The following is a 25,492-nucleotide window of genomic DNA, read 5'->3' on the forward strand; positions in this document are numbered from 1 at the left end:
TTTTGACTTTTTTGAAAAAGCCTTACCGTCGGAGACACCCATGAAATTCGTACACCAGCGCGAGCACCTCAATGAAGACGATCTGGTCGTCATCGAGTGTTCTCAGCTCTGCAACATCCGCCTGATGAATGACTCGAACTTCCGGACCTTCAAAAACGGCGGACGTCATACGTATCATGGCGGTGCATTCGACAAATTTCCGGCCAAAATCGCCGTCCCGAGCAGCGGCTTCTGGAATATCACCATTGATACTGCCGGTCGCAAGATGGACACCAACGGTGGGCGCAAAACCAATTTCACGCATTCGATCAAAATAGTCCGTCGTTCGACGTCTCGACTGAGCTGATCAACACCCAAAAATCAGGAGCCAACGTGAACACGCCTGCCCCAAGAACTACCAAATACGCTGTCAGCTACAAACTCAACGGCGAACGCCGCTTCGAATTCGCCCAGTTACAGTCTGCCTCCGTTGAAGAGGCAAGAAGCGCGCTGGAAAAAATGCACGGTGAAAGCGGCGATGTGATCAGCGATGTGAAGGTCAGTAAAGCGCTGTAATACCATTTTTCGGAAAAGCCTTGTCATAGGCTGCGCGGCATTCGGTGTTTGCCCACAGCCTGATGGGCGACACAAAACCTGTGGGACCGAATTCATTCGGGAAGGCGGCATTTCAGGCAACACACAAACTGTGAATTTACTGACCTCTTCGCGAATGAATTCGCTCCCACCGGAACTGCATTTGCAGGCCAACATCAAGCTCGTCCTGAAAATGACATCTCAATTTCAGGCAGCTCTCAGCATTGAGGACTCCATAACCTCATGAAACGGCAAAGCACAACGCCAATCACCTTCGACCTGTTCGCCGAAGAACCACCGCAAAGTAACGCCATGGAGCAGATCGGCCCTTGCTCATGGGTACTGCGCGGGTTTGCGCTTGCGGAGATTGAGCGCTTACTGCCCGCCCTGGAAGAAACGCTCAGCAAAGCCCCGTTCCGGCACATGGTGACGCCGGGCGGCTTTACCATGTCGGCAGCCCTGAGCAGTTGCGGCAGTTTTGGCTGGATGACTGACCGCACTGGCTACCGCTATACCCCAATCGATCCGCAGACCCAACTGCCATGGCCGGATATCCCCCCGGCATTCATGGAGCTGGCTCAGCGTGCAGCCGAAGCCTGCGGCTTTGCGGGTTTTGTTCCTGATGCTTGCCTGATTAACCAGTACATACCCGGCGCAAAAATGTCCCTGCATCAAGACAAGGACGAAAAGCACTACGAGTGGCCGGTGGTATCAGTTTCCCTCGGGCTACCTGCGATCTTTCTTTTTGGTGGCCATCAGCGCAATGACAAAACCCAACGCGTAGCGCTGTTGCATGGTGATGTCGTGGTCTGGGGCGGTGAAGACCGTTTGCGCTTTCACGGTGTCCTGCCGATCAAGCCCGGCCATCACCCCTTGCTGGGGGAGCAGCGAATAAACTTCACCTTCCGGCGCGCCCATTAAGCTAAAGGGCAGCAGACTCATTGGCAGCGCGTGATTTGACCGGGCAGACCACCTTGTGCAGGTTGAGGGCGGTGTTGATAATGCCGATATGGCTGAACGCCTGAGGAAAATTGCCCAGCATGCGCTTTTCCCTGGGGTCGTATTGCTCGGCGAGCAAACCCAGGTCGTTGCACAACCCGCACAGCCGATCAAATAACGCCGCGGCCTCTTCCTCACGACCCATTAGCACGTAAACGTCCGCCAGCCAGAACGAGCACACCAGAAACGTTCCTTCGTGACCGGATACACCATCAACGCTGCGCTCAGTGTCGTAACGCAACAGCAGACCGTCCTGAATGAGGTGCTTCTCGATGGCCGCAACCGTGCCAATCACTCGCGGATCATCAACCGGCAAGAAACCGGTCAGCGCAATCTGCAACAGACTGGCATCCAGCGCCGAGGAACCGTAGGTCTGTGTGAAACTGCCCATGTCCGGGTCGTAACCGTTTAAGCAGACATCCGCGTGGATGTCGTCGGCGACCTTGCGGTAGTGAACCGCCAGCGCCCGCTCCTTTTCGGTTTGCGCCGACTCCGCAAGCAACGTCGAATTGCGGTCGAAGGCGACCCATGTCATGACCTTGGAATGAGTGAAATGGCGCGGCTCGGAGCGAATCTCCCAGATTCCCTTGTCCGGCATATGCCAGACTTTTTCCAGAAACGGCATGATCACGCGAGAAATCGCGATACTGCGCGGCGGACGCGGCAAACCACCTCTGATAGCCTGAATCATGGCGTCAGCGACTTCGCCATAGACGTCCAGTTGCATCTGCGTCGCTGCACCGTTGCCGATGCGCACAGGGCGCGAGCCTTCGTAGCCATTCAGCCAGGGCAATTCGAACTCTGACAGTCGTCTCTCACCGCCAAGCCCGTACATTATTTGTATCTGTTCAGGATTACCAGCCACCGAACGCATCAACCACTCGCGCCATGCAGCCGCCTCCTCGAAGTAACCGAGATTCATGAACGCCAGCAGCGTCATCGTCGCATCACGTAGCCAGCAGTACCGATAATCCCAGTTGCGCTCACCGCCCAGTTGCTCAGGCAGCGATGTAGTGACCGCCGCGACAATGCCGCCCGTGGGCTGATAGGTCATCGCCTTCAAGGTGATCAGTGAGCGTTTGACCTGCTGTGTCCAGGGGCCGACGTCAGGGCAGCGATCAGAGAATTCAAGCCAGAAATACTCGGTTTCGGCCAGCGCCGATTCAGCATCGATGGCGTCATGAAGGCTTTCAAAAGACGCCTGATGAGTCAGGACAAACGCCTGGCGCTGGCCTTCGGCGATCTGGAAATGGCAGCCGGTGTGGTGATCGAATGCGCGCAACGGCTCAGGGGCACGCAGCACCAGCATTTCAGGGCCCGCCACTGCCGTGAGGGTCTGGCCGCCTTTGTTCTCGACCCATGGCACACTGCTGCCGTAGTCAAAGCGAATCGCAAGGTCCATCTCGAAAGACACCTGCCCACTCAGGCCAACGACCATCCGAACCAGGTGACTGCCTTCGCCCGGCGGCATGAAGTCAATGAGCATGGCGCGCCCGGTAGCGGTTTCGAACAGGGTCTCAAGAATCAGGGTCCCTTCCCGATAACGTCGCTCGGTACTGATCAGGGGCTGGCTGGGAGCAAGCTTCCAGCGCCCGTTGTCGACGTCACCCAGGAGCGCGGCGAAACAGGCAGGTGAATCAAATCGCGGGAAGCACAGCCAGTCAAGCGAGCCATCTCTGGCGACGAGCGCGGCAGTTTTGCAATTGCCGAGCAATGCGTAGTCTTCGATCAATGCAGCCATGAACAGCATCCATCATCGGGGAAACATCAACAGCCGTTCAGCGCGGCAGCATGTAGCGCTCAATGGCGCTGGCAACTCCATCTTCCAGATTACTGCCGGTGACGACATCAGCCTGACTGCGAACGCTTTCCTCAGCCTGCCCCATGGCAACTGAAAACCCGGCTTTATGGAACATCGCGACATCGTTGCCGCCATCACCCAGTGCAGCGGTGTGCGCCATGTCGACGCCCAACTGCCCTGCCAGGGTGACCAGCGCATTGCCTTTGTTGGCATCCAGCGCAGTCACATCCAGATAGTAAAGCTGCGAGCGTGCAGCGAAGGCTTTTCCTTCAATCATCGGGTTGAGGGTTGTTTCGAGCTGCTTCAAGAGCTCGAAATCGGTACTGGCGGCGACGATCTTGTCGACCCGATCCAGCCACGGCTCGAAGCTCTCAACCTGGACCGGCTCGTAACCAAGAGTCGTGCGTTCGTGCTCGACGTAAGCGCCCTGCGGATCGATCAGAAACCACTGGTCATCGGCGAACACCCACACCGCTACCTCGTATCCGGAGAACAGCTCGATGCAGGTCCGCGCAGCTAGCGGGTCAATGCGGTAAGCAAACAGGACGCTGCCGTCCGGGGCGACGATATTGGCACCGTTGAAGCCTGCGGTCGGCAGATCGACGCCCAAGGCTTCGATCTGTTCGCGCATGGCACGTGGGGGACGACTGCTGGCAACGGTGAACAGGATTCCGGCATCGCGCAACCGGGCTACGGCATCGATCGTCGCCTGACTCAAGCTGTGATCGGGGCGCAATAAAGTCCCATCGATATCGGAAAGCACGAAACGAACTTGCGGTGTCTTTACTTCAGGCATTGATATCCCGCCATTCTCGACCGTCTTTGCCCAGCAATGAATCCGCAGAAGCAGGTCCATTGCCCCCTGCGGGATACAGCTCGACCTGAGGATTCTTCTGCCATGCATCCAAGAACGGCTGCACCGCCCGCCAACCGTTTTCAATGTTGTCGGCACGCTGGAACAGGGTCTGATCCCCGGTGAGGCAGTCGTAGATCAAGGTTTCATAACCCGTAGAAGGCTGCATCTCGAAAAAGTCTTTGTACTCAAAGCCCAGCTCGATGTCTTCCATTTGCAGGGTCGGACCGGGACGCTTGGCGTAAAGGTCAAACCACATCCCCTCATTGGGCTGGATATGGATGCGCAGGTAGTTTGGCTTGATACGGTCGACTTCGGTATCGCGAAACTGCGCATAGGGCGCTGGCTTGAAGCAAATCGCGATCTCGGTGCTGCGCGTGCTCATGCGCTTGCCGGTGCGCAGGTAAAACGGTACGCCGACCCAGCGCCAGTTATCGATCATGACCTTGAGGGCCACGTAGGTTTCAGTGGTACTGGCCGGATCAACCTTGTTTTCCTGACGATACCCGGGCACATCAGCACCATCCCTGGAGCCTTCCGAGTACTGACCGCGAACCGAATTAGCCAGTGCCTCCTTTTCAGACCAGGGGCGAATCGCACCGATGACCTTGGCCTTCTCGCCGCGAACTGCATCCGCGCCAAAGGCCGCCGGGGGCTCCATGGCAACCATGGCCAGCAACTGGAACAGGTGATTGGGGACCATGTCCCGCAACGCACCGGTGTTTTCATAAAAACTGCCGCGTGTCTCCACCCCTACCGTTTCGGCGGCAGTGATTTGCACGTGGTCGATATAATGGTTGTTCCAGAAGGATTCGAACAAGGCGTTGGAGAAACGACTGACCAGAATATTCTGTACCGTCTCTTTGCCCAGATAGTGATCGATCCGGTAGATCTGCTTCTCGGTCATGACCTTGAGCAGGCACTCATTGAGTGCAACGGCGCTGGGCAGGTCGGAGCCGAAAGGTTTTTCGATGACCACGCGGCGAAACTGGCCCGACGCTTCGTTCAGCAAGCCGGAAGAACCAAGGCGCGTGGCTACTTCACTGAAGAAACGCGGAGCGGTTGCCAGGTAGAACACCGCATTGCCGGTGCCGGTGCTTTTGATTTTCCCGGCGATATCGCTGTAAGTGGAATCGTCGAGGAAGTCGCCCTGCACATAGCTGATACGGCCAGCCAGTTTGCTCCACAGCTCCGGATCCAGAGGATCCTTACCGTCATCAGCAACTTTGCTGGCTGCCTCCTGACGAATGAAATCCTCGAGCTTTTTCGCAAAATCCGCATCGCTGATCGCGTTGTGGTCAACGCCAACGATGTACAGGTTTTCATCAACCAGACCGTCCCTGCTCAGGTTGTACAGCGCCGGCATCAGCAGGCGCTTTACAAGGTCCCCATGGGCACCGAACAGGAACAGCGTGGTGGGTGGCGCAACTTCAGGCGTTTGCCGGGTAGTGCTGCGCGATAAACCCATTATTTAGGACCTTCCTTGTGACCGCCGAAACCGAAGCGCATTGCCGACAGCATTTTGTCTGCGTACGAGCTCTTCTGCCGTGAACGGAAGCGGGCAAACAGTGCGCTGGAAAGTACAGGGACAGGAACGGCTTGCTCCATGGCCGCCTCGATGGTCCAGCGCCCTTCACCGCTATCGGCCACAGCACCGGAATAAGCGTCCAGTTGCGGGTCGGTTGCCAATGCATCGGCAGTCAGGTCCAGCAACCAGGAGGAGACCACGCTGCCGCGACGCCAGACTTCGGCGATATCGGCCATGTTCAGATCGAAGCGTTGCTCGACCGGCAGGTTTTCCGAATTCTTCTGCTTGAGGATATCGAAGCCCTCGGCAAAGGCTTGCATCATGCCGTACTCGATACCGTTGTGAATCATCTTCACGAAGTGACCGGAACCGGCCGGGCCTGCGTGGATGTAGCCACGTTCAGCGCGGTCATCGGCAGAATTGCGACCTTTGGTGCGCTCAACTGAACCCATGCCCGGAGCCAGCGTCGCGAAAAGCGGATCAAGACGTCTGACCACTTCATCTTCGCCACCGATCATCATGCAGTAGCCGCGCTCAAGACCCCATACGCCGCCTGAAGTACCGACGTCGACATAATGCAGCCCCTTGGCTGTCAGCGCCTGAGCACGACGTACGTCGTCTTTATAGAAGGTGTTGCCGCCATCAATGATCACGTCGTCTGCATCAAGCAGGTCGCTCAGGACATTGATGGTTTCTTCAGTAGGCTCGCCTGCAGGGAGCATGACCCAGATGGCGCGAGGCTTGTCCATGGCTGCCACCAGCGCAGGCAGATCGGCCACGGCAGTCGACCCTTCCTTGGCAAGGGCGCTGCGAGACGATTCATCACGGTCGTACACCACGGTGGTGTGGCCATTGAGCATGAGGCGTCTTGCGATATTGCCGCCCATGCGGCCCAGTCCGATGATTCCAAGTTGCATGCTGGTGCTCCGTAATTCGCGATAAAACAAAAAAATGTTACCTCATTGTACAGCTCACTCCGTCGTGAGCCAGCCATGAGCATGATTTTTAAAGCGGCAAATTCCCGCTATCCCAAGCGCTGCGGGGGCTGCAAGGTGGCCAATGGACACCAGTCGAGAATCACAAGCAATCAAGAACAAGAAACGTTCGCGACCCTCCAAAATAAAAAAGTTCCATTTTTGCGCAAAAGAAATCAGAATTGTGGCCGATAGAGAGGTAAGCAGAGGCGAGTCGGGGATCGCGATAGTCATTTGCCAAGACCTTTCATGTTGAATCCGCCATTTGCGAGGTGAGCAATGGGCACTGTACTACCGGCAACCGCACCACAAACTCTCTATGTCACTATCCGTCGTGACGAACTGCGCCAACTTAAAGAAGAGCGCGAACAGTTGCTCAGCAAGGTCGCTCATTTGAGCCTCATGCTGCAACAATCGCAGTTGATGATCTCCAGCAACGCCCTTCAAGCCTGACCCCCACTCGTTGCCTCTGAGCAACGCAGCGTGACGAATAGCGGCAAGCCCGATCAGCTGGCTTGCCCGTGGCAGCACCCTCCTCCGAATTCCTTTCTTTTCTAATTTAAAAACCACTCTGAATTCGAGTTTCAACACAGCAACGCCTGCTGGAATTGAAACGTATTCCGTAGGAGCTCACGAGCACCGCGAGGCAGCGATGGCGTCCTGTCTGATACACCCCTATCGCGGCCTCGCGGTGCTCGTGCGCGCCTACAGGTTCTAGGTTTGCCTCGAGACAGCGCGTTGTAAGGGGCACCCGGACACCTCCTACAGGGCTGGCGCTGTACGTGAGACACGTGCGGCAACTCTTACGAACCAATCGTTCCAGGCCCCTCTGCCGGGGTGTTTCACCTAAAAATCCGACCGGACACCCTGTCTAACGTTCAAACCCTATGCGGGTTTACCGCGATTACAGCGTTTTCTGCCAGAACATGGCCTTACCCATCTGCGGATCCAGCTCATAGCCCGCGAAGCCCAGTTTGCGATAGGCGCCCTGAGCGATAGCGTTACCTTCCAGCACTTCCAGAGTCAGCTTGCAGCAACCACGCTGACGGGCGATTTCTTCGACCTTTGCCAACATCTTCTGACTGATACCCAAACCTCGGTATTTACCCAGAACTGCGACGTCATGAATATTGACCAATGGCCGACACTGAAAGGTTGAAAAACCCTCGAAGCAATTGACCAGCCCCACCGGCTCGCCAGCGATGAAGGCCAGGACACTGAACGCGTGAGGACGCTTCGCCAGCTCAATGGCCACTTGCTGCTGCGTATCAATCGATAACGGCTCACCACCGCCCATGACATCTTCGGCGTACTGACTGAGCATGAAGCCGATCGCTTGCGCATGCACCGGGTTGGTGTAGCTGGCTTGCAGTACCAAAACTTCAGGGCTATCCATTACATCCTCTATACGACTGCGTGATCACGAATATGGCTGACTCGACCGAGTCAGGCCTCCGATTCTATCCCGACGTGCGCGAAAATGTTTCGATCAGAGATCAGGATAATTCTACGAGTGCCCCAGGAATAAGCGACACACGCACCAAGAAAAGGCCGTAGTCGTTGTAGGAGGTTATTTTTGCCCCACGTAGGCACGTGCCACACGCCCGCCTGAAGCCCAAGAGCACTATCGTCTAACAATCCGACGGCCGGTCATTGGCATGCCCCATGGGATTTTTTTCCGCTCTAACATAGAGCAGTGCGGCATTTCGCCACATACAACGGATGATATTGCCCCCGTGTAATCAGGCTCCGAACCCTATCCCAGACATTTCCCACAAAAAAAGTCGAAACTTTCCAATCAACGCACAGGTCATCTGATAACAGCGCCTATGCTGTTGGCTAAGCCCGCGTTTTTAGCACTACCTGTCTGTCCGTGAAGAACGCAAACAGTAAATGGGTACTGATCTTGCGTAGTGCTTGTGTGCCCGGTCATAGGACATGGCCAATAACAAATCTGATGCAGTACCGATACTGTATTGAATGGGGAGAAATCGATGATTAGCGCCGCTGTCAAAACCCAGAAGGGAGAGAGTTTTAATCAGCCGGCCAGCGAGCTGACTCATCTGCCAGGCTTCGCTACGACGAGCGTTCCACTGCTGCAACTGCCTGCCGTTACACAGCCTGTGATCGTGTCGAGCAATAGACGTAAAGTCCTGTTTGTCACGTCTGAACTGGCTGACTTGGTCAAGACCGGGGGGTTGGGTGATGTTTCTGCCGCGTTGCCGCGCGCCATGCGCCACCTGCACGACGTCCGAGTGCTGATTCCCGGCTACCCGCAAGTGCTTAACAGTGGCAACCCGATTCACGTCATCAGCCAATTGGGCGGCCACGCAGCCCTGCCGCCTTGCAAGATCGGCCGGATGGACATGAAAGACGGCCTGGTGATTTACGTGCTGATCTGCCCAGAGCTGTATGAGCGTGAAGGTACGCCTTACGCCGACAGCCAAGGACGTGACTGGTCCGACAACCATATTCGCTTCGCCCGACTGGGTCTGGCGGCGGCTGAATTTGCAGCCGGCGCAGTAAAAACCCAGTGGAGCCCTGAGCTGGTTCACGCTCATGACTGGCCTGCCGGCCTGGCACCCGCCTACATGAAATGGCGCGGACAGACCACTCCTACGATCTTCACCATTCACAACCTGGCTTATCAGGGCACTGTGAGCACAGCATCCGCCCGTGAACTGGGTATTCCGGATGAAGCTTTGAGCGCTGAAGGTATGGAGTTCTACGGCAAGCTGTCCTTTATCAAGGCAGGTATGGCTTACGCCAGCCACATCACCACGGTCAGCGCGACCTATGCCAAGGAAATCACGACCCCCGAGTTCGGTTGCGGCCTTGAAGGTTTCCTGCAGCATAAAGCCAACCGCGGCCAGCTCAGCGGTATCCCGAATGGGATTGACGCCAGCTGGGATGCAGCGACCGACGAACACTTGATTTGCCACTTCGCGCCTAATGAATGGCAGCGCAAGGAAATCAACGCCGACCACGTACGTGAATTGTTTGAACTTGAGCCGTCCACCGGCCCGCTATTCGCCGTGGTTTCGCGTCTGGTCTATCAGAAGGGTCTGGACCTGACCATCGGTGTTGCTGAACACATCGTTAACAATGGCGGCCAGATAGCGATTATCGGTCGTGGCGAGCCCGAAGAAGAAGACGCCATGCGCGCCCTGGCAGAACGCTTCCCGGGGAAAATCGGTGTACGTATCGGCTTCAACGAAACCGACGCCCGCCGCATGTTCGCAGGCAGTGACTTCCTGCTGATGCCGTCGCGTTACGAACCTTGCGGCCTGAGCCAGATGTACGCCCAGCGTTTCGGCTCTCTGCCGGTCGCTCGCAACACTGGCGGTCTGGCTGACACCATCGAAGATGGCGTCACCGGCTTCCTGTTCAACGAGTCAACGGTCGAAAGCTATAAAGAAGCATTGAACCGCGCCTTCAAGGTGTTTTCCAACTCAGCACTGATCAACGCCATGCGTTGCCGGGCAATGGCAGCCCCGTTTAACTGGCACCAAGCGGTAGAGCCTTACGCAGAGCTCTATCAGGACCTGTTGAAAAAGAACGTGGGAACTGCACTTCATTATTGATTAAGGGGTCAACGGATGCCTCTGCGTACGGACGAGAACTGGCGCCACGGCGCCGTATTACTGGATTCTGGCCACACGCGGTTCGCCCTCTGGGCACCCGACGCCTATTACGTCAGTGTAGAAATCGAGGGTGGCCAGTCTCTGGCCATGCTCCCGCAAAACGAAGGATGGTTTGTACTCGAGGCCCGCTGTCCGGCGGGCACTCGCTACAGGTACAACATCGACGGGGAACTCGAAGTCCCCGATCCTGCCTCCCGCGCCCAATCTTCTGATGTCCACTCCCATAGCGTGGTGGTCGATCCCCTCGCTTATGAATGGCAGAACACCGGCTGGCAAGGTCGCCCTTGGTCCGAGGCTGTCATTTACGAGTTGCACGTGGGGTCACTGGGCGGCTATGCCGGGGTCGAGGCTCATCTGGAGCGTCTGGCCGCGCTTGGGGTCACAGCCATCGAGCTGATGCCTATTGCGCAATTTCCTGGTGAGCGAAATTGGGGCTACGACGGTGTATTGCCCTACGCACCACAGTCCTCCTACGGTACACCGGAGCAACTCAAGCATCTGATCGATACTGCTCACGGCCATGGCCTGATGGTGATCCTTGACGTGGTCTACAACCACTTCGGCCCGGACGGCAATTATCTGGGGCGTTACGCGAAAGGATTCTTCCGCAACGATGTGAAGACCCCGTGGGGCGACTCCATTGATTTCAGGCGTCGGGAAGTCCGCGATTTCTTCATCGACAACGCTCTGATGTGGCTGCTCGAATACCGGTTCGACGGTCTGCGGATGGACGCCGTACACGCGATCAAGGACGACACCTTCCTGCAGGAGTTCGCGCAGAGGGTTCGTGAGCAGATCGACGCGCCGCGCCATGTCTGGCTTAACCTCGAGAACGAGTTCAACCAGGCCAGCCTGCTGGAACAGGGCTACGATGCGCAATGGAACGATGACGGTCACAACACGCTGCACGTGCTGCTGACCGGCGAGACCGATGCGTATTACACCGACTTCGCTCACCAGGCCACCGAGAAGCTGGCGCGCTTGCTGAGCCAGGGTTTTGTCTATCAGGGCGAACCGACTCGCCACGGCCATACCCGGGGCGAATCCAGCGGGCATCTGCCGCCCAGCGCATTTGTCCTGTTCCTGCAGAACCACGATCAAATTGGCAACCGGGCCTTTGGTGAGCGCCTGCCGCAAATCTGCTCCGCACCTGCGTTGCGGGCGGCCACCGCCTTGTGGTTACTCTCACCGATGATCCCACTGATGTTCATGGGCGATGAATGGGCAGCCAGTGAGCCGTTTCTGTTTTTCACCGATCATCACGGCGAACTGGCCGATGCCGTGCGTGAAGGCCGACGCAGTGAATTTGCCGACTTCGCAGCCTTTGCTGACGAAGAGAAACGCGAACACATTCCCGATCCCAACGATCCGGCAACCTTCGAAGCCTCCAGACCGGCTTTTGACGCGGTGTATCTGGAAACCGACAAAGGCAGCGACCACCGCAACTGGCTTGAGCTCTATCGCCAGCTGTTGGCGCTTCGTCACCAGCACATCGTCCCTCGCCTGCCAGGCAGTCACGCCTTGGGCGCTGAAGTGCTGAGCGAAGGCGCGGTGTCTGCGCGCTGGAGGATGGGCGACGGCGCGTTGCTGCGCATCGATATCAATCTCACTGAACACGCGGTCACCGCCCCTGAATGGAAAAGCGGCAGCGTTGTTTTCGAAACCCTGCCACATGCGGCAGAACTTTCCCGGCGAGGCATCCTCAATCCATACACGGCCATTGTCAGCCTGATAGCAACCGATGTTCTGGAGGAACGGGATGAGCAATGAGCAAATAGAGAGCCTGGCTGCCGAAGCAGGCTTGTCCGTGGACTGGATTGATGCAAACGGAAAGGCGCAAAGGGTCAGCCCTGAAGTGCTGAGCAAGATTCTGGGCTGCCTGGGTTTTCCGGCTGACGACAATCTGCAGATAGACGCCAGCCTGCAACGCCTGAAGCTTGCCCATCACCAACCCACACCTCCGCCTTTGCTGACCGTCGACCATGGCAGCAACCTGGATCTGAGTGCCTGGTTTGAACCGGGCACGCCTTTCGTCCTGCATCTGGAAGACGGCGCCACCATCGACGCCAACCTGACCGCTAATGCCAGCCTGCCCGCCCTGGCTCCAGTGGGCTATCAGCAACTGAACATCGCCGGTCAACACCTGACCATCGCTGTTGCTCCGAAGACTTGCTTCAGCATGGCCATGGCGACCGACAGCCGCGTGCCGCGTGCCTGGGGGCTGACCGTTCAATTGTATGGCCTGCACCGCGAAGGCGACGGCGGTTTTGGCGATACCCAAGCGCTGGAAAGTCTTGCTCGCGCTGCCGGAGAACGTGGTGCTCACGCGCTGGCGATCAGTCCTGTGCACGCGATGTTTGCCAATGACCCGCATCGCTACAGTCCTTACTCGCCCTCCAGCCGCCTGTTTCTCAACAGCCTGTATTGCTCGCCCGGCGCTATTCTGGGTGAGCGCGCGTTGCGCATGGCCATTGAAGAGTCCGGCCTGAGCGATGAGCTCAAACGCCTTGAAGCGCTGCCGTTGGTAGACTGGCCTGCCGCCGCCAGCGCCAAGTGGAAAGTGCTGCGCAAGCTGTATGACGCTTTCAGCGGGAGCGATCATCCGCTGCACGAGGACTTCAACAGCTTCCGCCACAGCGCGGGAGAAGCACTTGAGAATCACTGCCGATTCGAGGCCATCCGCGATGAATGCCCGCGTCTGGGCATGAGCGATAACTGGCATGAATGGCCAGAAGAGTTCAAGAATCCACGCAGTGAGGCCATCGCCCGCTTTGCCGCCAATCACAGCGAGCAGATTGGCTTCTACGCCTTCGCCCAATGGCTGACGGCCCGTGGTCTGGAGCGTGCACAAGTTGCTGCCCGCAGCAGCGGCATGAGTGTAGGGCTTATTGCCGACCTCGCCGTCGGTGCAGATGGCGCGGGCAGTCAGGCATGGAGTCGGCAGGATGAATTGCTCTCCGCGCTCAGCGTCGGTGCGCCGCCGGACATTCTCAACCGTGCCGGACAAAGCTGGGGGATTTCCGCTTTTTCTCCTGAAGGCCTGAAGCGTAATGGTTTCCGTGCGTTCATTGAAATGCTGCGGGCCAACTTCGCCCATGCAGGCGGCCTGCGCATCGACCACATTATGGGCTTGCAACGTCTGTGGGTAGTGCCACTAGGCTCACCCGCCAGCGAAGGTGCCTACCTCAACTATCCGCTGGACGACATGCTCCGGCTGCTCAGTCTTGAATCGTGGCGACACAAAGCGATCGTGCTGGGTGAAGACCTGGGCACTGTTCCTCCCGGCCTGCACGAAAAGCTGGCTGCCCGGGCAATCCTCGGCATGCGCGTGCTGCTGTTCGAACAGAACAACGCGAACTTCAAGCCGATCCTCGACTGGTCCGATCAAGCCCTTGCCACCACCAGCACCCACGACCTGCCGACACTGGCGGGTTGGCTGGTGGAGAACGATATCGCCTGGAACCTGCGTCTGGGCATGGTCAACGAGCAACAAGCGCAAGACTGGAGCGCAGACCGCCATCGCGAACGCGACGGGCTGCGTCAGGTCTTGAGCCAAAACTCCACTAACTTCAGCGACGGACGTCCGGATGCAGAACAAATGATCGACGCCAGCATCCGCTATATCGGCCACACCCGTGCGCCTCTGGTGCTCCTGCCAATGGAAGATGCGATGGGCCTGACCGAGCAGTTCAACCTGCCTGGCGACACGCCGCAACACCCCAACTGGCGCCGCCGTATTCCCGGCGAAAGTTCGACATTGATGGACAACGAAGCCGTTGCACGACGGGTTGAGCTGTTGTGTCAGGCACGCCTGCAGGCTGCGGAGCGTGATCAATGAGCCCGCGCCTGGAAACTCTGCGTGCCACGCAGCGCCTGCAATTTCATAAAGACTTCTCCCTGGATGACGCCGTAGCGCTGGTGCCCTACTTCGCCAGCCTGGGTATCAGCCATATCTACGCCTCGCCGCTGCTAAAGGCTCGCGCGGGTTCGATGCATGGTTATGACGTGGTCGATCCGCGGGTCATCAACCCGGAACTCGGTGGTGAACCAGCGCTGCGTCGTCTGGTCAGCGCCCTGCGTGAAAAAGGCATGGGCCTGATTCTGGACATCGTGTCCAATCACATGGCTGTGGGCGGTAACGATAATCCTTGGTGGCTTGATCTGCTCGAGTGGGGACGGCGCAGTCCCTACGCTGACTTCTTCGACATTCAGTGGCACTCGCCGGATCCGTTGCTCAAAGGCCAGCTGCTGCTGCCGTTTCTCAGCACAGACTACGGGACCGTATTGCAAGCCGGTGAGATTCCGCTGCGCTTCGACCCCGACCATGGCGTGTTCTACATCGAGCATTACCAGCACCATTTCCCGATCAACCCTGGTACTTACGGGCCATTGCTTGAATCCGATGAGAATCCGCTTCTGGACGAATTGAGCAAGCGCTTTGCCGCACTTGATCAATTCCCGCAGGCATGGGAACGAGCCAGACAAGCCCGCGCCGAACTGGTCGAGCTGGTTAAAGACAAATCGATCATGAAAGCCATTGAGCTGGCGATGCAGCGCTACGACTCGACTACACCCGAAGGCTTCGATCGGCTGCATCACTTGCTGGAGGCCCAGCATTACCGTCTGGCTAGCTGGCGCACCGCAGGCGACGATATCAACTGGCGGCGCTTCTTCGACATCAACGAACTGGGTGGCTTGCGAGTCGAGCGCTCCAACGTGTTTGAAGCCACCCACGGCAAGATCTTTGAGATGATCAGCGCAGGCCTGGTGGACGGTCTTCGCATCGACCACATTGACGGTCTGGCAGATCCACGCGGTTATTGCCGGAAACTGCGCCGCCGGGTCAACAGCCTGCTCGCTGCGCGTCCTGCGGGCACCGAACTGGCGCATTTGCCGATCTTCGTCGAGAAGATCTTTGGCCCTGATGAATCGTTGCGTCAAGACTGGGGTGTCGATGGCACCACCGGTTATGAATTCATGAATCAGGTGTCGCTGCTGCAACATGACCCCAAGGGTCAGGAACCTCTGGCCGAGCTGTGGAGCCGCATCAGTGAACGCACCGCTGACTTTGATCAGGAAGTGCTTGAAGCACGTGATCTAGTGCTGCACGGCACACTGGCGGGTGACTTTGAAAACGTCGCGCAATCCTTGCTGCAAGTAGCACGCAGTGACCTGATGAGCCGCGACCTGACGCTGGGAGCGATTCGCCGGGCCTTGCTGGCGTTGGTAGTGAACTTCCCGATTTATCGGACCTACATCAGCGTGTGCGGGCGCTCTGCGGAAGATGAGCGTTTCTTCCAGCAAGCCATGCAAGGCGCACGCACCATGCTCAGCGAAGCTGACTGGCAAGTGCTGGATTACTTGCAGCGCTGGCTGGGTGGAGAGTCCTGGCGAAAGCTGCCACGGGGCAAGCAACGCAAGTTGAACAAAAACGCCTGTGTGCGCTTTCAGCAACTCACCTCGCCGGTGGCCGCCAAGTCGGTGGAAGACACCTCGTTCTATCGCAGTGCAGTATTGCTGTCGCGCAACGACGTAGGCTTTCATCCGCAGCACTTCAGCGCGCCGGTTCAGGATTTTCACGATGCTTGCCTGGCTCGCATCAAAGCCTTCCCGGACAACCTGCTGACCACCGCGACTCACGACCACAAGCGTGGTGAAGACACCCGCACTCGTCTCGCCGTGCTCAGCGAATGCGCCGGTTGGTACGGCGAGCAGGTGGAGCGCTGGCGCCAGTTGGCGGTACCGCTCAAAGGCGAAGAAAACCCGATCAGCCCTGGCGATGAGCTGATGCTGTATCAGGCCATGCTGGGCAGCTGGCCGCTGGACATGCAGGAGGATGAGTTCGAAAACTACGCAGAGCGCCTCATCAAGTGGCAGGAAAAGGCCCTGCGTGAAGCCAAACTGCAGAGCAGCTGGAGCGCGGCCAATGAACCGTATGAGCGCGCATGCCGGGAGTTCCTGCAGAACATCCTGCTCAGCCCTCAGGGGCTCGCGTTGCGTCAGTCGCTGGGCGCCACCGCTAACCGCATTGCTACCAACGGTGCATTGAACAGCCTGGCGCAAACCTTGCTTCGTATGACCGCGCCTGGCGTTCCTGATTTGTATCAGGGCACCGAGTACTGGGACTTCACTCTGGTCGATCCGGACAACCGCCGCCCTGTTGATTACGCAGATCGGCAGGACGCGCTGAGTCAGGCGTCCACTGTCAGCGATCTGCTGGGCTTCTGGCAGAACGGCCGGATCAAGCAAGCGCTTATCCATCAGGTGTTGAACCTGCGGGCCGGGCACTCCGAGCTGTTCAGTCGCGGCGACTATGTGCCGCTGGAGGTGCTGGGCACCCATGCTGACAAGGTGATGGCATTTGCCCGTGTTCTTGATGCAGAACAGGCTATCGTTGTGGTGCCACGCTTGTGCAATGAACTATTGGGTACTGCCCAAACTCCATTCATCAATGCAGAAAATTGGGGGGACACGCGGGTCGTTCTACCGTTCGCGGATGCAAATCGAAGTTGGAAGGGACTTTTTTCAGACGCCGTAGTCACAACTGACAAGGAGTTGCTGCTCAGCGCAGCACTCGAGGAATTTTCTGTAAACCTGTTTATTCAGACTAAGTAAAACCTGGGAGTGTCGAGATGAGTGCCGACGAAAAGCGAATTCGCGAGTTTGCGTATCAGATATGGGAGTCGGAAGGGAAACCTTCCGGTCAGGACGCACGTCATTGGGAAATGGCTCGCAAGCTGGCTGAAGCTGAAGCGCTGGCTCCGGATAAATCCACCGCCCGCAAGGCAACCAAGCCTAAGCTGCCAAAGGTTGACGCCAAGCCGTCGGCTGATAAAGCCAAGCCTGCTACGGCAAAATCTGCTCCGAAAGCTGCCCCGAAACCGGCCAGCAAGCCAGCGGCGGCACCTGCCGCTAAACCGGCTGCCAAGCCTGCGAGCAAACCGGCTGCCGTGAAGAGCAAACCGGCTCCGGCGGCGACTCAGGCCGAACAGCCTGCAAAGCCAGCCGCTAAAAAACCCGCAGCCAAACCAGCAGCAAAAAAACCGGGCAAACCATCAGCGCCTTGATTCCTCCAAAGCGCCGCACCAACTCCGTACCGCAGGGATCACGTTCTTAACCGTCGTGACCTGCGGTAACCCAACATTTTTTACTTCGACTTTTTGTTGAAGCGCTCTCGCTTCGACCGCGGTTTCGGCCGCCCCGAAAAACACCAGCCGTCAGGAACGCACAATGAACACGCAGTCCAAAACCTCAAAGAAAGACAGTCCACAAGGTGCATCCGCCAAGGCCGATCAAGTCGAAGCCAGCGTGTCACGTATTCGTGAAGGCCTTCCCTTCCCTCTCGGCGCCAGCTGGGACGGTCTGGGCGTCAACTTCGCGATCTTTTCGGCCAACGCTACCAAGGTTGAGCTTTGCCTGTTTGATTCCACCGGCGAAGTTGAACTTGAACGCATTGAGTTGCCGGAATACACCGACGAGATTTACCACGGTTATCTGCCTGACGCCCACCCGGGGCTGATCTACGGCTACCGTGTCTACGGTCCATATGACCCAAAAAATGGCCATCGCTTCAACCACAACAAACTGCTGATTGACCCGTATGCCAAACAATTGGTTGGCGAACTGAAATGGTCAGAAGCGTTGTTTGGTTACACCATCGGCCACCCGGACGGCGACCTCAGCTTTGACGAACGCGACAGCGCGCCGTTCGTGCCGAAAAGCAAGGTCATCGACCCCGCCTACACCTGGGGTCGTGACCAGCAGATCAGCGTGCCGTGGGACAAGACCATCCTGTATGAAACTCATACCCGTGGTTTCACCATGCGTCACCCGTCGGTGCCGGATGAACTCAAAGGCACGTTTTCCGGTTTGATGGTTGCTGACGTGATCGATCACATCCGCAAGCTGGGTGTGACCTCCGTCGAGTTATTGCCGATTCACGCTTTCGTCAACGATCAGCATCTGTTGCAGAAAGGCATGACCAACTACTGGGGCTATAACAGCATTGCGTTCTTTGCCCCTGATCCGCGCTACCTCGCTCATGGCAAGATTGCCGAGTTCAAGGAAATGGTTGCGCACATGCACCATGCCGGGCTGGAAGTCATCCTTGACGTGGTCTACAACCACACTGCGGAAGGCAACGAACTCGGTCCGACCCTGTCCATGCGCGGCATCGACAACGCCTCGTACTATCGTTTGATGCCTGACGATAAACGTTTCTACATCAACGACTCCGGCACCGGCAACACGCTGGATCTGAGCCACCCTTGCGTGCTACAGATGGTTACCGACTCCCTGCGTTACTGGGCTTCGGAAATGCACGTCGACGGTTTCCGCTTCGACCTGGCAACCATTCTTGGCCGCTACCACGATGGCTTTGACGAGCGTCACAGCTTCCTCGTGGCCTGCCGCCAGGATCCGGTCCTGCGTCAGGTGAAACTGATTGCCGAGCCGTGGGACTGTGGTCCAGGCGGCTATCAGGTCGGCGGATTCCCACCGGGCTGGATGGAGTGGAACGACAAATTCCGCGATACCGTGCGCGCGTTCTGGAAAGGCGATGAAGGCCAACTGGCGGATTTCGCCGGGCGCATGACTGCGTCGGGCAACATGTTCAACCAGCGCGGTCGCAGGCCTCAGGCGTCGGTGAACTTTATCACCGCTCACGACGGCTTCACCTTGCATGACCTTGTCTCCTACAACGACAAGCACAACGAAGCCAACGACGAAAACAATCAGGACGGCAGCAACAACAACCTGTCCTGGAACCACGGCGTGGAAGGCCCGACAGAAGATCCCGAAATCAACGCGTTGCGCTTGCGCCAGATGCGTAACTTCTTCGCCACCTTGCTGCTGGCCCAGGGTACGCCGATGGTGGTTGCCGGTGACGAGTTCGCCCGCACCCAGCACGGTAATAACAACGCCTACTGCCAGGACAGTGAGATTGGCTGGGTAAACTGGGATCTGGACGAAGACGGCAAGTCACTGCTCAAGTTCGTCAAGCGCCTGATCAAGCTCCGACTGACTTACCCGATCCTGCGTCGTAGTCGCTTCCTGGTAGGCGATTACAACGAAGAAATCGGCGTCAAGGATGTCACCTGGCTGTCGCCGGATGGCAACGAGATGGGCATCGAGCAATGGGAAGACGCACACGCCCGTTGCCTGGGCATGTTGATGGACGGCCGTGCCCAAGAGACCGGCATCCGTCGGCCTGGCGCTGACGCGACCTTGCTGCTGGTAGTCAACTCGCACCATGACGGGGTCAACTTCACCCTGCCACAAGTGCCTGAAGGCGAGCACTGGACCTGCCTGGTCGATACAAATCAGCCAGACATGAAAGCCAGTGAGCAATTTGGTTTTGGTGATCACTACACCGTCACTGCTCGCTCACTGCTGCTGTTCGAACTGCAGCACGATGAAAACGCATGAGTCAGGCGCTCAGTGAGTTCCTCGACTGGCGCAAGCACGGCTATGCCGATACGCGAGCGCTGGGCGAATGCTTGCAGGCGCTGATTGACGAAGGGCTGGATCAGCTCCCCTTTCCTGCCAGCGGCCAGATACTTGAGCGCTGGCAAGGACTGGCCTGCGTTGCCGGGCATGATCTGGGGTTGTGCAAATTGTATGAAGGCCACACCGATGCGTTGGCCATCATGCATGAGGTGGGTGTCAACGCACCGGAAGCCGGGACCAGTTGGGGCATGTGGGCGGCCGAGCCGCCCCAGGCCAGGGTTAGCGTGCAGCGCAAAGGCGATAACCTGCACATCAGCGGTCGAAAAGCCTGGTGTTCGGGCGCGGCGGTACTCAGCCACGCATTGATGACTGCCTGGGACGAAGATGATCAGCAACAGCTGGTCGCCGTCGATCTCAGGCAACCCGGTGTCAGCATTACTCAGGAAGGTTGGCGTGCCGTGGGCATGGGCGCAACTGGCAGCGTTGAGGTGGTGTTCAAAAGCGCTCTAGGCGTCGCCATCGGTAAACCCGGTGATTATCTGGCCAGACCCGGATTCTGGCAGGGTGGCATCGGCATCGCAGCTTGCTGGTACGGGGCGTCCACAGCTCTGGCCCAGCGCCTGTTGCAACAAGGCTGCAAATCACAAGAGCCACACACCATGGCCCATTTGGGCGCGGTGGATGTGGCAATGCACAGTTCGTGGGCTGCCCTGCAACACGCGGCCCACCGTATCAATAAAACACCCATCGCCGACGCACAGGTGTTAGCGCGTCGCAGCCGAGCGGTGATCGAACACAATGTCGAGCAGGTGATTCTGCACGTTGGCCGCGCCTTGGGCGCCGGTCCTTACTGCAAGGATGCGCATTTCGCCCGGATGATCGCTGACCTCCCGGTTTTCCTGCGCCAGAGTCACGCCGAGCGTGACCTGGCAGCCCTGGGTGATCTGACAGCCCGGCAGGCTGTGATCACGCCATCACGGATGTGGCAACTATGACTGACCATAACCCCATCGTCGGCAGCGGCACCTCGCTGCAGGCCTGGAACGGATCGAAAAAACTCGCGCAACTGGCGTCAATCAGCGCCGATGAACTGGTCCCGCCCAACTCACGCGCGGTGATCATCGCCCCTCACCCTGACGATGAAGTACTCGGTTGCGGCGGCCTGATGCATCAACTGGCGCAACTGGGTCGACCACTGAAACTCATTTCGGTCACCGACGGCAGCGCCAGCCATCCCGGCTCGTCCACCTGGCCGGCCGAGCGGCTCAGTGTGATTCGCCCCCAGGAAAGCGCTGAAGCCTTGCGCCGCCTCGACCTGCCCATGCACAGCCTGCAATGGATACGGGGTGGTTTCGCTGACACCTCCGTGGCCCAACATGAAGATCAACTGACGGCTTTTATCGAGCGCTACCTTGAGCCAACGGACGTGGTGTTTACCACGTGGGCCAACGATGGGCACAGCGATCATGAAGCAGTTGGTCGCGCCAGCGCACGTGCTGCCCACGCCGTTGGCGCACGTTTGCACGAGGTGCCGATCTGGGCGTGGCACTGGGCTTCGCCTGAAGATGACCGCTTGCCTTGGGAGCGTGCGCGCAAGATCCTCCTGGAACCCGCCGATATCGCGCGTAAACGTCATGCGGCTCATGCATTTGCCAGTCAACTGGAAGGCGATCCCCGGATCGGTCTGCCGCCGGTATTGGCCGCGGATGTGCTGGAGCGTTTGATGCAGCCGTTTGAGGTGGTTTTTCTGTGAGTGTCGATGACAGCTACTTCGAACGACTTTTTCAGGAAAGCGACGACCCGTGGGCGTTCAAGAAACGCTGGTACGAACGCCGCAAGCGGGCGTTGACTCTAGCCGCCCTGCCCCGTGAGCGTTACGCGTCGGTATTTGAACCTGGCTGTGCGAATGGCGAGCTCAGCGCGGACCTGGCCACACGCTGCGATCGATTGCTGGTCTGCGATACCAACCGTTCGGCGGTTGAACTGGCACGTCAGAGGCTCGCGACGTTCACACAGGTAGAAGTCATGCATGGGCGTCTGCCTGAGCAATGGCCGGACGGCCGGTTTGATCTGATCGTGTTCAGCGAACTGGGCTATTACCTGGACGAGCAGGACCTCAATAGCTGGATTGATCGCGCTCTGGCGTCGCTGACAGATGATGGACAAGTACTTGGCTGTCACTGGCGACCACAGATTGATGGCTGCCCTATGGATGCGCAAAAGGTCCACGCGATCCTTGCGGCACGCTTGGAAATGCCCCGGATTTTCAGTCATGAAGAGGCAGATTTTTTCCTCGATGTCTGGAGCCGTGATGAAAGATCCGTCGCAGAAAGGGAGAACCTACGATGATTGGCGTGCTCATACCGGTTCACAACGAAGAACTGTTGCTCGGTCAGTGCCTTGAAACCCTGTTGCGTGCGAGTAGGCATACCGCATTGGCTGCCGAGCGGGTTGTCATTCTAGTGGTGCTGGACAGTTGCACTGATGCTTCGGCGAGCATTGCGCGGCAGTATGGCGTGGACACTGTCGAGGTCAATGTACGCAACGTGGGTCAGGCGCGGGCTGCAGGCGCGGCGCTGTTACTGGAACAGGGTGCCCGCTGGATTGCCTGCACCGATGGCGACAGTACCGTGGCTGAAGACTGGCTGGTAGAACAACTGGCGCTAGACGCCGATGCCGTCTGCGGGACAGTAACGCCCGGGGTCTGGCAGGACGGAATTCCCGTTGAAGCGCAGATTCGCTATCAACAGCATTATCAGCATCGTGACGGTCATCGCCACGTTCACGGGGCCAATATGGGCATCAGCGCGGCGGCTTATCGTCTGGCAGGTGGCTTCCCGCCGCTGGCTTGCCATGAAGACGTTCAGTTGATTCGGCAACTGGAGTTGAATGGGGCTCGTATCGCCTGGAGTTGCCGACCTCGCGTGACCACCAGCACCCGGCTGGAAGCACGGGCGGCGGGTGGTTTTGCCGATTTCCTGCGTTCGCTGACGGCGACAACCGGCTGATCATCAGGGTTGTTCATGATGGGCTGTTTGCATTCCCCCGGCGCCCAACTCAGGCATACCCAGCGCATTCTCGAAAAAACGCACGGCCTCGGCACTCAGGTTGCGATGAATATCTTCCCGGTCGACACCTTCACGGTCGTTACAAATAACCGGTGAAGTTGCTCTCAGCTCATCGCTGCAGGGCGCCATGAACACGAAGTGCCCTGCCCCCGCCAATAACTTGTAGTCCGGCGTCTGCGGCAGCTTGCGCGCCAGTGCTTCGGCATTCTGGTCAACGGCCAGCAGTTCGTCACCATCGCCGCTGTACAACAATACCGGGACGTGAACGTCCGCCAGAGTATGGCGGCCAAACATCAGTGTCAGCGGTGCCATCAACATCAATGCGCCAACCCTGGGATCAGCTTGTGCGTGCAGATCATCTCGATCTAGCAGCAATTCGCCTCCGGTCTTGCAGGCATCCCGATCATCAGGGCGTTTGGTGCAATACGTTTTCAGGCGCTGCAGATCAGGTTCTGCACCGGCCAGGATCAAAGCTGTTTCGCCCCCTGCCGAATAGCCAATGACGCCCACTTGATCGGCGCGGATATAGGGCGCAAGCGTCGGATCAAGCAGTGCAGTGCTGATTGCTTCGGAGATTTGCAGTGGTCGGCCATACAGATTGCTGACGCTGCCCAGTCGGCTGTGGTCAAGGTTGTTATCGCCGGGATGAATCACCGCAACCACTACAAAACCCTGCCTGGCCAGTGAAGTGGCCAGGTCATGCAGCGCGAGCGGCGTACCGGTATTGCCATGGGAGAGCAATACCAAAGGAAAACGTCCCAGGGCTATCGGCGCTTCGAGCGCAGCATCAACGGTATAGCCCTGAATAGTGCTGGTTTGCTCCACTGCCGTAGAAGGGTAAAAGGCAATGGCCTGCATCGGCTGAGAGTCCAGCGGATCGGGAAAGCTGAGGCGGTGGTAGCCAACACTCCAGTCGTCGTCGGCCACGGCCTGCACCGAAATCAGGCTTTGGGTCAGGCACACCAGTAATAATGCACAGATACGTACCATCGTGCGATCCAACCTATGCAGGTCCGAAAGTAATCCATCCAGCGGTATCAACCGGTCTGGAGCGAGCTTCATGCTCTGCCGTGAACTCGTGTAACGAATTCTGTTAACAAACCATTAACAAACCCTGGTAACGACTGCTTACAGGTATCAGAGTCGCGACTTTGAAATTAGTGCACAACCCACGCCAAAATTTGGCGAAAACTTTATGGGTGATGCATTCCTACATCTACAGCATGACTTTAAACCTGCTCATTGACACATCTCCACCTCAAGGCTTACGTTAACGTAAAGGTCATAGCGACTCATCCAAAAATAACAAGGAACGCTAACCATGAGTTACCCCAGCCTGAACTTCGCTCTGGGCGAAACCATTGATATTTTGCGCGACCAGGTGCAATCGTTTGTGGCTGCCGAAATCGCCCCACGCGCTGCGCAGATTGATAAAGACAACCTGTTCCCTGCCGACTTGTGGCGCAAGTTTGGCGACATGGGGCTGCTCGGGATCACGGTCGCTGAAGAGTACGGGGGCGCTGGACTGGGTTATCTGGCCCACGTCGTGGTCATGGAGGAAATCAGTCGCGGCTCAGCGTCTGTTGCGCTGTCTTACGGCGCGCATTCGAATCTGTGTGTGAATCAGATCAATCGCAATGGCACTGACGCGCAGAAAGCGAAATACCTGCCCTACCTCATCAGCGGGGAGCATGTCGGGGCGCTGGCCATGAGTGAACCCAACGCCGGCTCAGACGTGGTTTCGATGAAGCTACGGGCCGAAAAACGCGGCGACCGCTTCGTCCTCAATGGCAGCAAGACCTGGATCACCAACGGTCCAGATGCGAATACGTATGTGATCTACGCCAAGACCGACCTTGAAAAGGCGGCTCATGGCATCAGCGCGTTTATCGTCGAGCGGGACTGGAAAGGTTTTTCCCGCGGCAGCAAGTTCGACAAGCTGGGTATGCGCGGTTCGAACACCTGTGAATTGTTCTTTGACGATGTGGAAGTCCCGGAGGAGAACCTGCTGGGGGCGCTGAATGGTGGCGTGAAGGTCTTGATGAGCGGCCTGGATTACGAGCGTGTCGTGCTGTCGGGAGGACCAACCGGAATCATGCAAGCGTGTATGGACGTGGTCGTACCCTACATCCATGACCGTAAACAGTTCGGCCAGAGCATCGGCGAGTTCCAGTTGATTCAAGGCAAGATCGCCGACATGTACACCCAGCTCAACGCCAGCCGCGCTTATTTGTACGCCGTGGCTCAAGCCTGCGAACGTGGCGAGACCACGCGCAAGGATGCGGCGGGGATCATCCTCTACAGCGCCGAGCGCGCTACGCAGATGGCTCTGGAAACGATCCAGATTCTGGGCGGTAACGGCTACATCAACGAATTCCCGGCCGGACGACTGCTGCGCGACGCCAAGCTGTACGAAATCGGCGCAGGTACCAGCGAAATCCGGCGGATGTTGATTGGGCGGGAATTGTTTAATGAGTCGCGATGATGTGACCCACAGGCGACGAAAACCCAACTGATTCACACCAATCCCTGTGGGAGTCGCCCCGGTGTCCCTGACACCACGCTGTCGCGCAGCAAACACGGACCCTGTAGGAGTGAGCTTGCT

Annotated in this window: 22 protein-coding genes; 15 read left to right on the top strand and 7 right to left on the bottom strand. The window is 57.8% G+C overall.

Annotated features, from left to right (window positions below; genetic code table 11):
• The first annotated feature begins 40 nt into the window (after positions 1 to 40).
• The 3 genes from RX972_RS24380 (at position 41) to alkB (ending at position 1,494) form a co-directional block, all read left to right on the top strand.
• A complete protein-coding gene (locus tag RX972_RS24380) occupies positions 41 to 346 on the top strand; it encodes a DUF1883 domain-containing protein (RefSeq protein ID WP_027902683.1) in 306 nt (101 codons plus the stop codon).
• A gap of 26 nt (positions 347 to 372) precedes the next feature.
• Positions 373 to 555: a hypothetical protein gene (locus tag RX972_RS24385; protein WP_122805134.1), complete on the top strand. Its 183-nt coding sequence runs from the start codon at positions 373 to 375 to the stop codon at positions 553 to 555.
• A gap of 261 nt (positions 556 to 816) precedes the next feature.
• Positions 817 to 1,494: a DNA oxidative demethylase AlkB gene (gene alkB, locus RX972_RS24390; protein ID WP_316879319.1), complete on the top strand. Its 678-nt coding sequence runs from the start codon at positions 817 to 819 to the stop codon at positions 1,492 to 1,494.
• Between the two features lies 1 nt (position 1,495).
• On the opposite strand, the gene RX972_RS24395 is transcribed toward alkB, so the two are convergent.
• The 5 genes from RX972_RS24395 to RX972_RS24415 are packed head-to-tail and all read right to left on the bottom strand — an operon-like array spanning position 1,496 to position 6,962.
• Positions 1,496 to 3,313 carry a glycoside hydrolase family 15 protein gene (locus tag RX972_RS24395; protein ID WP_316879322.1) on the bottom strand — a complete coding sequence of 606 codons (1,818 nt, stop codon included), beginning with the start codon at positions 3,311 to 3,313 and terminating at the stop codon, positions 1,496 to 1,498.
• A gap of 37 nt (positions 3,314 to 3,350) precedes the next feature.
• A complete protein-coding gene (locus tag RX972_RS24400; RefSeq protein WP_316879324.1) occupies positions 3,351 to 4,169 on the bottom strand; it encodes an HAD family hydrolase in 819 nt (272 codons plus the stop codon).
• Entirely contained in the window at positions 4,162 to 5,694 is a 1,533-nt protein-coding gene (gene zwf / locus RX972_RS24405; RefSeq protein WP_316879326.1) for a glucose-6-phosphate dehydrogenase, read from the bottom strand. The genes RX972_RS24400 and zwf overlap by 8 nt, the downstream gene beginning before the upstream one ends.
• Entirely contained in the window at positions 5,694 to 6,671 is a 978-nt protein-coding gene (gnd, locus tag RX972_RS24410; RefSeq protein ID WP_255879287.1) for a phosphogluconate dehydrogenase (NAD(+)-dependent, decarboxylating), read from the bottom strand. The genes zwf and gnd overlap by 1 nt, the downstream gene beginning before the upstream one ends.
• Positions 6,672 to 6,725: 54 nt before the next feature.
• Positions 6,726 to 6,962 (bottom strand): hypothetical protein, encoded by a 237-nt coding sequence (locus RX972_RS24415; RefSeq protein WP_147471352.1) that lies wholly within the window; start codon positions 6,960 to 6,962, stop codon positions 6,726 to 6,728.
• Positions 6,963 to 7,007: 45 nt separating this feature from the next.
• Here RX972_RS24415 and RX972_RS24420 point away from each other — a divergent pair, with 45 nt between their 5' ends.
• Entirely contained in the window at positions 7,008 to 7,181 is a 174-nt protein-coding gene (locus tag RX972_RS24420; RefSeq protein ID WP_049827190.1) for a DUF6026 family protein, read from the top strand.
• A 451-nt stretch (positions 7,182 to 7,632) separates the two neighbouring features.
• Here the strand turns inward: RX972_RS24420 and RX972_RS24425 are convergent, their stop codons facing one another.
• A complete protein-coding gene (locus tag RX972_RS24425) occupies positions 7,633 to 8,124 on the bottom strand; it encodes a GNAT family N-acetyltransferase (protein ID WP_122395664.1) in 492 nt (163 codons plus the stop codon).
• Between the two features lie 598 nt (positions 8,125 to 8,722).
• On the opposite strand from RX972_RS24425, the gene glgA reads away from it, so the two are divergent.
• From glgA to RX972_RS24475, 10 genes are all read left to right on the top strand, one after another.
• The gene (gene glgA / locus RX972_RS24430) at positions 8,723 to 10,312 is read left to right on the top strand and encodes a glycogen synthase GlgA (protein ID WP_027902675.1); all 1,590 of its coding nucleotides are present in this window, start codon (positions 8,723 to 8,725) and stop codon (positions 10,310 to 10,312) included.
• Between the two features lie 15 nt (positions 10,313 to 10,327).
• Positions 10,328 to 12,142 carry a malto-oligosyltrehalose trehalohydrolase gene (gene treZ, locus RX972_RS24435; RefSeq protein ID WP_122395663.1) on the top strand — a complete coding sequence of 605 codons (1,815 nt, stop codon included), beginning with the start codon at positions 10,328 to 10,330 and terminating at the stop codon, positions 12,140 to 12,142.
• A complete protein-coding gene (gene malQ / locus RX972_RS24440) occupies positions 12,132 to 14,210 on the top strand; it encodes a 4-alpha-glucanotransferase (RefSeq protein WP_316879334.1) in 2,079 nt (692 codons plus the stop codon). The genes treZ and malQ overlap by 11 nt, the downstream gene beginning before the upstream one ends.
• Positions 14,207 to 16,987: a malto-oligosyltrehalose synthase gene (locus RX972_RS24445; RefSeq protein ID WP_316879336.1), complete on the top strand. Its 2,781-nt coding sequence runs from the start codon at positions 14,207 to 14,209 to the stop codon at positions 16,985 to 16,987. Before malQ ends, RX972_RS24445 begins: the two co-directional genes overlap by 4 nt.
• A gap of 17 nt (positions 16,988 to 17,004) precedes the next feature.
• A complete protein-coding gene (locus tag RX972_RS24450) occupies positions 17,005 to 17,439 on the top strand; it encodes a DUF2934 domain-containing protein (RefSeq protein ID WP_316879339.1) in 435 nt (144 codons plus the stop codon).
• A gap of 163 nt (positions 17,440 to 17,602) precedes the next feature.
• Positions 17,603 to 19,798 (top strand): glycogen debranching protein GlgX, encoded by a 2,196-nt coding sequence (glgX, locus tag RX972_RS24455; protein WP_027902670.1) that lies wholly within the window; start codon positions 17,603 to 17,605, stop codon positions 19,796 to 19,798.
• Positions 19,795 to 20,814, top strand: coding sequence for an acyl-CoA dehydrogenase family protein (locus tag RX972_RS24460; protein ID WP_099269487.1), 1,020 nt, complete (start codon positions 19,795 to 19,797; stop codon positions 20,812 to 20,814). Before glgX ends, RX972_RS24460 begins: the two co-directional genes overlap by 4 nt.
• Complete coding sequence (locus RX972_RS24465) at positions 20,811 to 21,572, top strand: PIG-L deacetylase family protein (RefSeq protein WP_122395659.1); 762 nt, start codon at positions 20,811 to 20,813, stop codon at positions 21,570 to 21,572. Before RX972_RS24460 ends, RX972_RS24465 begins: the two co-directional genes overlap by 4 nt.
• Entirely contained in the window at positions 21,569 to 22,168 is a 600-nt protein-coding gene (locus RX972_RS24470; protein ID WP_316879343.1) for a class I SAM-dependent methyltransferase, read from the top strand. Before RX972_RS24465 ends, RX972_RS24470 begins: the two co-directional genes overlap by 4 nt.
• Positions 22,165 to 22,827, top strand: coding sequence for a glycosyltransferase (locus RX972_RS24475; protein ID WP_099269484.1), 663 nt, complete (start codon positions 22,165 to 22,167; stop codon positions 22,825 to 22,827). The genes RX972_RS24470 and RX972_RS24475 overlap by 4 nt, the downstream gene beginning before the upstream one ends.
• Positions 22,828 to 22,830: 3 nt before the next feature.
• Here RX972_RS24475 and RX972_RS24480 read toward each other — a convergent pair whose 3' ends face one another.
• Positions 22,831 to 23,877 (bottom strand): alpha/beta hydrolase family protein, encoded by a 1,047-nt coding sequence (locus tag RX972_RS24480; RefSeq protein ID WP_122395657.1) that lies wholly within the window; start codon positions 23,875 to 23,877, stop codon positions 22,831 to 22,833.
• A gap of 331 nt (positions 23,878 to 24,208) precedes the next feature.
• Between RX972_RS24480 and RX972_RS24485 the strand changes: the two genes are divergently transcribed.
• Complete coding sequence (locus RX972_RS24485) at positions 24,209 to 25,372, top strand: isovaleryl-CoA dehydrogenase (RefSeq protein WP_316879346.1); 1,164 nt, start codon at positions 24,209 to 24,211, stop codon at positions 25,370 to 25,372.
• Positions 25,373 to 25,492 lie beyond the last annotated feature (120 nt).

The sequence above is a fragment of the Pseudomonas syringae group sp. J309-1 genome (genome assembly GCF_032582135.1).
GTDB lineage: Bacteria > Pseudomonadota > Gammaproteobacteria > Pseudomonadales > Pseudomonadaceae > Aquipseudomonas > Aquipseudomonas quasicaspiana.